The sequence below is a fragment of the Streptomyces sp. NPDC096040 genome (assembly GCF_040303265.1).
In the GTDB taxonomy this organism is placed as follows: Bacteria; Actinomycetota; Actinomycetes; order Streptomycetales; family Streptomycetaceae; genus Streptomyces.
In genome coordinates, this window is record NZ_JBEOTA010000060.1 from 15841 (window position 1) to 25978 (window position 10138).

Sequence of the window (10138 nt, forward strand, 5' to 3'; positions counted from 1 at the left end):
GCTGCCGTGAGGAGTTGGAGTTCCGGGCCAGGGACATCCCGGGGCGGGTCGAGGAGTACGGGGACCTGCTCGCGCCGCTGCTGGACGCGGAGCGGGCGGCGCCGCTGCCGTAGGGGGTCGCCGAGCGGCGCCGGACAGGCCGAGGGTGGTTACACCCTCCCCCACGTGTTGCGGTCCCGCGCCATCGCGTGCAGTGCCTCGACGTCCGCCGGTTTGAGCACTCCGCCCAGGCGGGCCAGTCCCTCCAGGTCCCGGTCACGGAGGATGCGGACCTCGCGGGCCGGGGCTGTCAGCGTGATGTCCGCCGGGTCGGTCAGGGCCAGGACGGGACGGACCTCGGCCGTGAGGGCGTACGAGGCCCGGTCGGCGTCCGCGCGCAGCCGGCGCAGCAGCGGCCGGGGCTCGCGGCGGCCCAGGGTGACCATCGGGTCGGCGACCAGGACCTTCTGCCTGCGGGCGTACAGCGAGTGCACGCAGAAGAGGCCGCCGGGGCCGATCAGCAGATGGTGGAGGCGGTCGCCGCCGGGGAGCGGGACGGAGTGCAGGGCGTGCCAGCCCGCGCCGTCCAGGCGGTCCAGGGCGTCGCCGACGGTCTGCTCGGCGGTCAGGGCGCGGCGGCGCGGGTCCGGGCGGAGGCGGTAGGCCGGGCCGGGGTCCCGGTCGAGGGCGATCAGCAGCGCCTCGCCGGGGCGGTTGGGCGCGAGGTCGTCGTCGGGGTGCAGGGTCAGCCGCGCCAGTTCGGCAGGCGTGGGCACCGGTGGCGGGCCGACCGTGACGGGGCCGGTCAGGAACGGCCTCAGGGTTTCGAGTACGTCGTCCCGGCGCTCCTCGCTGAGCAGGTTCACCCGGCCCGCCTCACGGTCGTACCAGGCGATGTTCCGTCCGTCCGTGAGGCAGACGTACAGCCGTTCCTGGCCCTGGCGCCAGGTCGGCACGACGCGCAGTCCGCTCATTGCGGCATCACCCCTCGACCATGGGAACAGGCGGGGTGCTCCGCGGGCAAGAACCCCGCTACCTTTGACAGGGGTTGGCGCGCGCAGCGGGGAGGCGCCGGTGCGGATCCATGGGGAGCGGTACGAGGTTCCGGCTGCGGACAGACCGTGGAGCGAGGTGCTGCCCGGGCTGTGGATGGGCGGCCATGAGTTCCGGGGGCGTGCGGGGCGGCTGGAGTCCGCCGTCGTACGGGACGAGTTCGATCTGGTGCAGAGTCTGCTGCGGGTGCCCGGGCACGGGCCGGACACCGGGGTCGAGCATCATGTGTGGCCGATTCCCGACGGGCCACTGGACGGTACCCAGCTGGCGGGCGTGATCCGGCTCGCCCGGGCGGCCAGCGAGGCCCTGGATTCCGGGCGGTCGGTGCTGGTGCGCTGCCACAGCGGGTACAACCGGTCGGGGCTGGTGGTCGCGCAGGCGCTGGTGCACCGGGGGCGTACGGCCGAGGAGGCGATCCGGCTGGTGCGGGACCGGCGCTCGCCCTGGGCGCTGCACAACGAGCTGTTCGTCGCCTATCTTCGCGCCGGTCTGTCCACCGCCCGGCTGCTTGAGGAGCTCGCCGAGTAGCCTCTCCCCTGCACCGGCCACCCTGAGGCGCAAAAAGGACTTCCCTACGAATCTGCGAATAAGGTGTACGGGGCCCCGAGACCCACAAACCCCCGAACCGCCCAGGAGCAGCGTGCCGACCCGTCGTCCCGTCCGTACCGCCCTCGCCGCGGCCGGCGTCGCCCTGCTGGCGACGGCGGTGGCGGGCTGTGGCGACTCCGGCGGCCTGCAGGGGGCCGGGGCCACCCCGACCGCGGTCAGCCCGGTGAAGCTCTGGCCCGACCTGCGGCCGGCGTCCAGCCCGGCCTGGCCCTACGACGAGGGCAGCGCGCAGACCGTCAAGGGCGTCACGGTTCCCGGCGACGACCTCCGCAGGGTCGACCCGGTGGCCGTCGTAGGGGCGGAGATCGCCTCGGGCTCGGCGGACTACGGAGCCAAGGGCGCCTACCACGAGACCGCGAACCGGATGAAGGAGTGCGCGGCCGGGGGCGGCGGGGCGCGGTGTCCGCTGCTGAAGGCGTACTACCGGGATCTGACCGGGGACGGGCGGGACGAGCTGACGCTCGGCTTCCGGCTGTATCCGACCAACCAGACGGCGCTGCGCGTCTACACCGTCGAGCAGCACAAACTGGTGCAGGTGCTGGAGGACAACGACGCGATCATCGGCGTCGAGCTGGCCGGGCGGACGGTCATCGTCCGGTCGCCGGCCGGGATCAGCGGGTACGAGTACCGGACGACCTGGGCGTGGGATCCGCAGCAGAAGGCGATGGTGTTCTCCCGGGACGAGTTCCTGCGCACCGGGAAGGCACGGCACACCCACACTCCGGCACCCTCCGCCTCCGCCACCCCCGCTGCGTCCGCCTCCGCGAGCGCGCGATGAGGCTCCCCCGCTGGGCCGGGACGCTCGCGGCGAAGTCGGCCGCGTTCATCACGGTGATGTGCTGTGCGCTGGCCGCCCTGCTCGGCGTACTCGTGCATGTGTCGGTCACCGACCAGACCGTCGCCCAGGCCCGTGACCAGGCGCTGTCCCGGCTCGCGGACGCGACGACCGCGTACGAGTCGGGCGACGCGCTGCTGCCGGGCTCCGCGATCGACCCGGCGGGGCTGCCGCCGCGGCTGCGGGCGCTGGCGGTGGCCGGGGAGCGCGGCACGATGGTCGCCAGGGACGGCGGTCGCCCCACGATGTGGGCGGCGGGCCCGGCCGACCGTGGCCGGGCGCTCGCGGTGGCCGTCGACTATTCCCAGCAGGCCCGTACGATCGCCGGCCTCGACGGCTCCATCCTCTGGTCGTCGGCCCTCGCCATCGGGGCGACGCTGCTGGTCGGCGCGTTCGCGGTGACCCGGGTGACCCGGCGACTGCACGGCACCGCGCAGGTGGCCCGCCGGATCAGCGCCGGGGACCTGGACGCGCGGGTGCACGACCCCTTGACGAAGGATCCGACCCGGCCGCAGGACGAGGTGGCCGCGGTCGCCGCCGCGCTGGACGGCATGGCCGCGTCACTGCAGAGCAAGCTGCTGAGCGAGCAGCGGTTCACCGCCGACGTGGCGCACGAGCTGCGGACACCGCTGACCGGGCTGCACGCGGCGGCGGAACTGCTGCCTCCGGGGCGGCCGACGGAACTGGTGCGGGACCGGGTCGCCGCGCTGCGCACGCTCACCGAGGACCTGCTGGAGATCTCCCGCCTCGACATGGGCCGGGAGCGGCTGGAGACCGACGCGGAGGCGCTGGGCGCGCTGGCCGAGCGGGTGGTGCGGGCGTCCGGGACGGAGACCGAGGTGAAGGTCGTACGAGACGTGTGGGTGGAGACGGACCGGCGGCGGCTGGAACGGGTGCTGGGGAACCTGGTCGCCAACGCGCACCGGCACGGGCGGCCACCGGTGGTGCTGACGGTGGAGGGGAAGGAGGTCACCGTGCGGGATCACGGGGGCGGGTTTCCCGAGTACCTGTTGGCACACGGTCCCCAGCGGTTCCGGACGGAGGCCGGGACCAAGGGCCATGGGCTGGGGCTGACGATCGCGGCGGGGCAGGCGGAGGTGCTGGGGGCGCGGCTGTCGTTCGCGAACGCGATCGGCGGTGGGGCTGTGGCGACGTTGACGCTGCCGTAGGGGGCTGCGGGGCCGCGGGTACCTTGTGACCGCGTCTGGTACCTCGGACGACACCGGGGCCTGGGCAACCGCCCGCTCCGTCGACACCCCCGGCCGCACGCCACGCTGGTGCTGACGGCACCCATACAACACACACACCTCCCACTATTTGGGTAAGTTCCGGACATGACCAAGGCCGGAACCACCCTGGCGGCGCCCGAGTCCCCCACCTCCGCCGTACCTCTCCCCCGGCGCCGTGGCATCGAACTCGCCCTGATCGTGCTGGCCGTGCTGCTCTCCGTGTACGGCTACTGCGCGGTCGGCCTGGCCCGGACCGGTACCGTCCCGCCGGGCGCCGCCGGTTACGGCGCCGGCCTCGGCTTCCTCGCGCTCGTCGCCCATCTCGCCGTACGCTTCCGCGCGCCGTACGCCGACCCGCTGCCGCTTCCGATCGGCGTGCTGCTCAACGGACTCGGCCTGGTCCTGATCTACCGGCTGGACCTGCAGACCCCCGGCGACCGGGCGGCCCCCGCCCAACTCGTCTGGTCCACCCTGGGCGTCGGCCTGTTCATCCTGGTCGTGCTGATGCTGCGCGACCATCGCGTCCTCCAGCGCTACGCCTACGTCTGGGTCACCGCCGCGCTCGTCCTGCTGCTGCTCCCGATCTTCTTCCCGGCCGTCAACGGCGCCCGGATCTGGATCCGGATCGCCGGATTCTCCATCCAGCCGAGCGAGTTCGCGAAGGTGCTGCTCGCGGTGTTCTTCGCCGCCTACCTGGCCGCCAACCGCAACGCCCTCGCCTACGCGGGCCGCCGGCTGTGGTTCATGCAGTTCCCGACCGGGCGGGTGCTCGGTCCGATCCTCACCATCTGGCTGGTGAGCGTCGGCGTCCTGATCCTCGAACGAGACCTGGGCACGTCCCTGCTCTTCTTCGGTCTCTTCGTCGTGATGCTCTACGTCGCCACCGGGCGCACCGGCTGGATCGCGGTGGGCCTGCTGCTCGCGGTGCTCGGCGCGGTGGCCGTCGGCCCTCTGGAACCGCATGTCCACGGCCGGATCGAGGACTGGCTGCACCCCTTCGCCTCGATCGACGCCGGGCAGGGGCCGAACCAACTCGCCCAGTCCCTCTTCGCGTTCGCCGCCGGCGGGGTCCTCGGCACCGGACTCGGTCTCGGCCACTCGATCCTGATCGGCTTCGCCACCAAGTCGGACTTCGTCCTGGCCACCGCGGGCGAGGAGCTCGGCCTCACCGGCCTCTCCGCGATCTTCCTCCTCTACGGCCTGCTCGTCGAGCGCGGCTACCGGGCCGGCCTCGCCCTGCGCGAGCCCTTCGGCCGGCTGCTCGCGGTCGGGCTCGCCTCGATCGTCGCGCTCCAGGTCTTCGTCATCGCGGGCGGGGTGACCGGGCTGATCCCGCTGACCGGCATGGCGATGCCGTTCCTCGCCCAGGGCGGCTCCTCGGTGGTCACCAACTGGGCGATCGTGGCGCTGCTGATCCGGGTGAGCGACTCGGCCCGCCGCCACTACGACGGGCAGGTGGCCCCATGAGCCGGTACGACCGCCAGGGTGCCGGCATGGCCAGGTACATCCGGCGGGCCCGCGCCTTCTGCGCCCTGCTGCTCTTCGCCCTGCTCGTCAACGCCGCCCGCGTCCAGGTGGTCCGGGCCCACGCCTACGACGACAACCCCGCCAACCGCCGGGCCACCATCGCACGTTACGGCCTGCCGCGCGGTGACATCCTGGTCGGCGGCGAGCCGGTCACCGGCTCCCGGGACAGCAGGGAGCAGTTGCGCTACGAACGCACCTACCCGCAGGGCCCGTTGTACGCCCCGGTCACCGGCTTCGCCTCCCAGTTGTACGGCACCACGTTCCTGGAGCACGCCGAGGACGCGCTGCTCTCCGGCACCGACCCGATGCTGTCGCCGTTCCCGCTGTGGAACGACACCGGCCGGTCGCCGAACCCGGGCGGGAACGTCGTCACGACCCTGGACCGGTACGCCCAGGAGGCCGCCTTCCGGGGCCTGGGCGCGCGCAAGGGCGCGGTGGCCGCGATCGAACCGGCGACCGGCCGGATCCTCGCCCTGGTCTCCACCCCGTCGTACGACCCCTCCGAACTGTCCGGCAACGACGAGGCGGTAGCCTCGGCCTGGGCCCGTCTCAACGGCGACCCGGAGAAGCCGATGCTCAACCGTGCGGTACGGCAGACGTATCCGCCGGGTTCGACCTTCAAGGTGGTCACCGCGGCGGCCGCGCTGGACGCGGGCGTGGTCACCGACCTGGACACGCCGACCGACTCCCCCGACCCCTACCGGCTGCCGGGCACCACGACCCGGCTGACCAACGAGGGGGGCGGCTGCGAGGACGCCTCGCTGCGGGAGGCCTTCGAGTGGTCCTGCAACACGGTCTTCGCGAAGCTGGGCGTGGACGTGGGAGTCGCGGACATGACGGCGACGGCCCAGGCGTTCGGCTTCAACGACAGGCATCTGCGCATCCCCTTCGCCACCGCGCCGAGCACCTTCGACACGAGCGTGGACAAGGCACAGCTGGCGCTGTCGTCGATCGGGCAGTACAACACCCGGGCCACGCCGCTGCAGATGGCGATGGTCGCGGCGGCGGTGGCGAACGGCGGGATGGCACGGCCGCCGTATCTGGTGGAGCGGACCGTGCGGCGGACCGGCGAGACGGTCACCACGGGCGGTGCCGGGCCGGTCCGGCAGGTGATGAGCCCCTCGACGGCCGTCCGGATGAAGGAGCTCATGACGGACGTGGTCCAGGAGGGCACCGGCTCCAACGCGGCGATCCGCGGCGCCACGGTCGGCGGCAAGACCGGCACCGCGCAGCACGGACTCGGCAACTCCGGGGTGCCGTACGCCTGGTTCGTGTCCTGGGCGCAGGCGGACACCGACCTGGAGCCGAAGGTCGCGGTGGCCGTGGTGGTCGAGGACGCGGCGGCCGACCGGGGCGAGATCAGCGGGGGCGGCGACGCGGCGCCGATCGCCCGGGCGGTGATGCGGGCGGTGCTGGGACTCTGACCGGCCCGGGTGGAAGGTGCCGGGGTAGACGCGGGGTCAACAAGTCGTGCGCGGGGGATTGACCACCTTGCTGACAAGCGGTCTCATAAGAGCCGACGACGACATACCCCGGGTAACGAGGTGAGGAAGCCATGACGACCCTGACGGAAGCGGACGCCGTCGACGGACTGCGCGACGCGCTCGGCCTGCTCAAGGACCGCGAGCAGGTGGCCGAACGGCTGCTCGTCTCCTCCGCGAAGCACTCCTTCGACCCGGACAAGGAGCTGGACTGGGACGCGCCCTTCGAGGAGGGCAAGTGGTTCTGGCCGCCGGAGCTGGTGTCGCTCTACGACACCCCGATGTGGAAGCGGATGTCCGAGGAACAGCGGATCCTGCTCTCCCAGCACGAGGCGGCGGCGCTGGCCTCCCTCGGCATCTGGTTCGAGCTGATCCTGATGCAGCTGCTGGTGCGGCACATCTACGACAAGGCGGCGACGAGCGCGCATGTGCGCTACGCGCTGACCGAGATCGAGGACGAGTGCCGGCACTCGAAGATGTTCGCGCGCCTGATAGCCCGCGGTGACGCGCCCTGGTACCCGGTGAGCCGGGCACACCTGAACCTGGGCCGCCTGTTCAAGACGATCTCGACGACGCCCGGTTCCTTCACGGCGACGCTGCTCGGCGAGGAGGTCCTGGACTGGATGCAGCGGCTGACGTTCCCCGACGAGCGGGTGCAGCCGCTGATCCGGGGGGTCACGCGGATCCACGTGGTCGAGGAGGCCCGGCACGTCCGCTACGCCCGCGAGGAGCTGCGCCGCCAGATGGTGACGGCGCCCCGGTGGTCGCAGGAGTTCACACGGGTCACCTCCGGGGAGTTCGCGCGGGTGTTCTCGGTGGCCTTCGTCAATCCCGAGGTCTACACCAATGTGGGGCTGGACCGGCGGGAGGCCGTGGCGCAGGTGCGGGCGAGCGGGCACCGGCGGGAGGTCATGCAGAGCGGGGCGAGGAAGCTGACGGACTTCCTGGACGACATCGGTGTTCTGCGCGGGGCCGGGCGGCGGTTGTGGAAGAGCTCGGGGCTGCTGGCCTGAGTTCCCCGCGCCCCTCAGGTGGGTGTCGGAGCCGTCAGCTCCGAGGTTCCCAGGCCTTCGTCCGGGCCCAGCGTCGCCGACTTCGGGATCGTCGGGGGTGTGTAGCGGCCCAGGGGGCGGGCCTTCGGGTCCGGGCGCACCGCGCCCAGGATGGGGTTGGCCGCGATCGGGGAGACCTTGATCTTCGCGCCGGGGCGAGGGGCCTGGACCACCTTGCCGTCGCCCAGGTAGAGGGCCACATGGGTGGCCTCGGGGAAGTAGACGACCAGGTCACCGGGGCGCAGCTGGTCCAGCGGGACGTGCGGGAGGTCCGCCCACTGCTCCTGGCTGGTGCGCGGGATGGGGGTGCCGGCGTGGTCCCAGGCCTGTGAGGTCAGGCCCGAGCAGTCGTACGACGTCGGGCCCTGCGCGCCCCACTGGTACGGCTTCCCCAGCTGCCGTACCGCGTAGCGCACCGCACGGTCGCCCTCCTGGGACGGGGGCGGCGTGGCGGTGCTCAGGGCGCCGGACGTGGTGAGTTTCCGCTGCGCGTCGGCCGTGTTGCTCTGCTCCAGGTCGGCGAGGGCGGTGAGCTGGGCGGGGGTGAGGGAGGCCAGCATGCGCTCCACCTCGGACAGCCGGTCCTGGACCTCGTCGCGCTGCTTCTTCTGCCTTTCGGCGAGGGAGAGTCGGGTGTCCAGCGCCTTGCGGGCCTTGCGGGCCAGGTCTTTCTGCTTCTTCTCGTCGCCCGCGAGTCGACCCACCGTCTCGGCCCGGGCGCGCGCCAACTGCCCGATGACATGGCCCTCGTCCAGCGCGTGCTGCGGGTCACGGGCGAGCAGTAGTCGTACGTACGGGGAGATCCCGGTGGTGCTCTGGTACTGCTGCCTGGCCAGCCGGCCCGCCTCGGCCCTGCTGGTGTGCAGGGAGAGCCGGGCCCTGGCCAGCTCGTCGTCCAGCCGGTCCACCTCGGCGCGCTGCCGCTTCAGCTGCTCCTCGGTCGCGTTGTAGGTCTCGGTGGCCTGTTCGGCCTGCCGGTACAACCCCTGAAGGTCGGTCAGCAGCTCGGCCACCGGCCGCTCGGGGCCGGGTGCGGCGAGTGCGGGCCCAGGCGCGAGGACGGCCTGGGCCGCCACCGCGGCCGTACAGGCCAGGCGCAGAAACCTTCCTGACACGTCATCACCTCCGATGCGGGACGGTCTCTCCATTCCGCATCGTGATAATCAGACATGTACGTTCGGTCCGCGCCAGCGATTGTGGGCGATTCGGCGCAAGCCTCTCACCCTTCGGTGTCATCCGGCTTGCGGGGCGACGTGGTGTCCGGTGCGGGGGCCGGTTCCGGGTCCGGCTTCGACCACGGCCACTTCGGGCCTGCGCCGGCACCCTTGCCCGTGGGGTCGTACGTGTACTTCCAGCCCTGGGTCAGACCCAGGCGCCTGCTGTGTCCGCGGGGGACTCGGCGGTAGACCAGGACGGTGGGCCTGCCTCCGTCCGGGTCCGGGACCGGGATGCGGTACGTCTTCGGGGGGTGGCCGGTCATGCCGAGCAGCACCGGGAGCACACGCCCGTCCATGGGGCCGCCCTCGAAGGGGGTGTCCTGACTCTTCACGGCACCAGTTTCAGCCATCCGCCGCGAGGGCGTCGACGAGGGCGGCCGTCTGCGGGTCGCGGCGCGCGGTCACGCTCAGCACGGCGACGAACTGGTCCACCAGCCAGTCCCGCAGCTCCTCGACGGGCGGCTGCTTGTCCTCGTCGAGCCAGATCAGAGAGGCCGCCTCGACAGCGGTGATCCACATACGGACGGTCATCCGCAGCCGGGGCCCGGGGTCGGCGATGTCGAGGTGGCTGAGAATGTGCTGCGCGGCAGCCCGTCGTACGCCGTCCACGGTCGCCGTCGTCCGAGAGGTCTCCACCACGCTGCCGCCCTGGAGCAGGGCGCTGAAGCCGGCGTCGTGCTGGTCGACGAAGGCGAGGTAGCGGTCGAGGGCCCGGGAGAGGCGGGGCAGCAGAGGGCCCTCGCGGGGTTCGTCGAAGCAGTGCTCCAGCTCCTCGGCGGCCGACCTGAGCGCGGCCTCGTAGAGCTGCTGCTTGCCGCCCGGGAAGTACCGGTACACCAGGGGGCGGGAGACCCCGGCCGCCTCCGCCACGTCGTCGAGCGAGACGTCCTCGGGGGCGCGGTGCGCGAAGAGGGAGAGGGCCGCTTCGAGGAGCTGGCTGCGCCGCTCCTCGACGGACAGCCTGCGGTAGGCGGGGGTGGCGGCCTGCGGGGTCATGAGTGCAGCGTATGCGCTCCGCCGGGGGCGCCGCGATGGGCCGTCGTTCGGGTGCGGCGCCGTTAGGGCTGGTCGTGGGGGGGGGGGGGGGGCGCGGGGGGGGGGGGGGCGGCGGGCGGGGGGGGGGGGGCGGCGGCCCCGGGCCCGGCGGAGGGGCGGC

At 72.8% G+C, this 10138-nt stretch carries 10 protein-coding genes; 6 read left to right on the top strand and 4 right to left on the bottom strand.

Annotation, left to right across the window (positions count from 1 at the left end; genetic code table 11):
- Nucleotides 1-149 precede the first annotated feature (149 nt).
- Nucleotides 150-953 carry a nuclease-related domain-containing protein gene (locus ABTY98_RS40655; protein ID WP_352226202.1) on the bottom strand — a complete coding sequence of 268 codons (804 nt, stop codon included), beginning with the start codon at nucleotides 951-953 and terminating at the stop codon, nucleotides 150-152.
- 175 nt (nucleotides 954-1128) lie between these two features.
- On the opposite strand from ABTY98_RS40655, the gene ABTY98_RS40660 reads away from it, so the two are divergent.
- From ABTY98_RS40660 to ABTY98_RS40685, 6 genes are all read left to right on the top strand, one after another.
- Complete coding sequence (locus ABTY98_RS40660; protein WP_502994485.1) at nucleotides 1129-1560, top strand: protein-tyrosine phosphatase family protein; 432 nt, start codon at nucleotides 1129-1131, stop codon at nucleotides 1558-1560.
- Between the two features lie 112 nt (nucleotides 1561-1672).
- On the top strand, nucleotides 1673-2419 hold the full coding sequence (locus tag ABTY98_RS40665; RefSeq protein WP_352226204.1) for a hypothetical protein: 747 nt from the start codon (nucleotides 1673-1675) through the stop codon (nucleotides 2417-2419).
- Complete coding sequence (locus ABTY98_RS40670; protein ID WP_352226205.1) at nucleotides 2416-3645, top strand: ATP-binding protein; 1230 nt, start codon at nucleotides 2416-2418, stop codon at nucleotides 3643-3645. The genes ABTY98_RS40665 and ABTY98_RS40670 overlap by 4 nt, the downstream gene beginning before the upstream one ends.
- A 165-nt stretch (nucleotides 3646-3810) precedes the next feature.
- Nucleotides 3811-5172, top strand: a complete 1362-nt coding sequence (locus ABTY98_RS40675; RefSeq protein WP_352226206.1) for an FtsW/RodA/SpoVE family cell cycle protein — start codon at nucleotides 3811-3813, stop codon at nucleotides 5170-5172.
- A 26-nt stretch (nucleotides 5173-5198) separates the two neighbouring features.
- Nucleotides 5199-6656 carry a penicillin-binding transpeptidase domain-containing protein gene (locus ABTY98_RS40680; protein WP_352226211.1) on the top strand — a complete coding sequence of 486 codons (1458 nt, stop codon included), beginning with the start codon at nucleotides 5199-5201 and terminating at the stop codon, nucleotides 6654-6656.
- 131 nt (nucleotides 6657-6787) lie between these two features.
- Complete coding sequence (locus ABTY98_RS40685; protein WP_352226207.1) at nucleotides 6788-7726, top strand: AurF N-oxygenase family protein; 939 nt, start codon at nucleotides 6788-6790, stop codon at nucleotides 7724-7726.
- 14 nt (nucleotides 7727-7740) lie between these two features.
- Here ABTY98_RS40685 and ABTY98_RS40690 read toward each other — a convergent pair whose 3' ends face one another.
- The 3 genes from ABTY98_RS40690 to ABTY98_RS40700 all read right to left on the bottom strand — a co-directional run bounded on the left by ABTY98_RS40690 (nucleotide 7741) and on the right by ABTY98_RS40700 (nucleotide 9978).
- Nucleotides 7741-8880 (bottom strand): C40 family peptidase, encoded by a 1140-nt coding sequence (locus ABTY98_RS40690; protein ID WP_352226208.1) that lies wholly within the window; start codon nucleotides 8878-8880, stop codon nucleotides 7741-7743.
- A gap of 104 nt (nucleotides 8881-8984) precedes the next feature.
- Nucleotides 8985-9314, bottom strand: a complete 330-nt coding sequence (locus ABTY98_RS40695) for a DUF8847 domain-containing protein (RefSeq protein WP_352226209.1) — start codon at nucleotides 9312-9314, stop codon at nucleotides 8985-8987.
- A gap of 10 nt (nucleotides 9315-9324) precedes the next feature.
- The gene (locus tag ABTY98_RS40700; RefSeq protein ID WP_352226210.1) at nucleotides 9325-9978 is read right to left on the bottom strand and encodes a TetR/AcrR family transcriptional regulator; all 654 of its coding nucleotides are present in this window, start codon (nucleotides 9976-9978) and stop codon (nucleotides 9325-9327) included.
- Between the last annotated feature and the right edge of the window lie 160 nt (nucleotides 9979-10138).

Coding starts and splice junctions, on each gene's coding strand:
- ABTY98_RS40655 (WP_352226202.1), bottom strand. CDS start 953: ATGAGCGGACTGCGCGTCGTGCCGACCTGGCGCCAGGGCCAGGAACGG.
- ABTY98_RS40660 (WP_502994485.1), top strand. CDS start 1,129: ATGGGCGGCCATGAGTTCCGGGGGCGTGCGGGGCGGCTGGAGTCCGCC.
- ABTY98_RS40670 (WP_352226205.1), top strand. CDS start 2,416: ATGAGGCTCCCCCGCTGGGCCGGGACGCTCGCGGCGAAGTCGGCCGCG.
- ABTY98_RS40675 (WP_352226206.1), top strand. CDS start 3,811: ATGACCAAGGCCGGAACCACCCTGGCGGCGCCCGAGTCCCCCACCTCC.
- ABTY98_RS40680 (WP_352226211.1), top strand. CDS start 5,199: ATGGCCAGGTACATCCGGCGGGCCCGCGCCTTCTGCGCCCTGCTGCTC.
- ABTY98_RS40685 (WP_352226207.1), top strand. CDS start 6,788: ATGACGACCCTGACGGAAGCGGACGCCGTCGACGGACTGCGCGACGCG.
- ABTY98_RS40700 (WP_352226210.1), bottom strand. CDS start 9,978: ATGACCCCGCAGGCCGCCACCCCCGCCTACCGCAGGCTGTCCGTCGAG.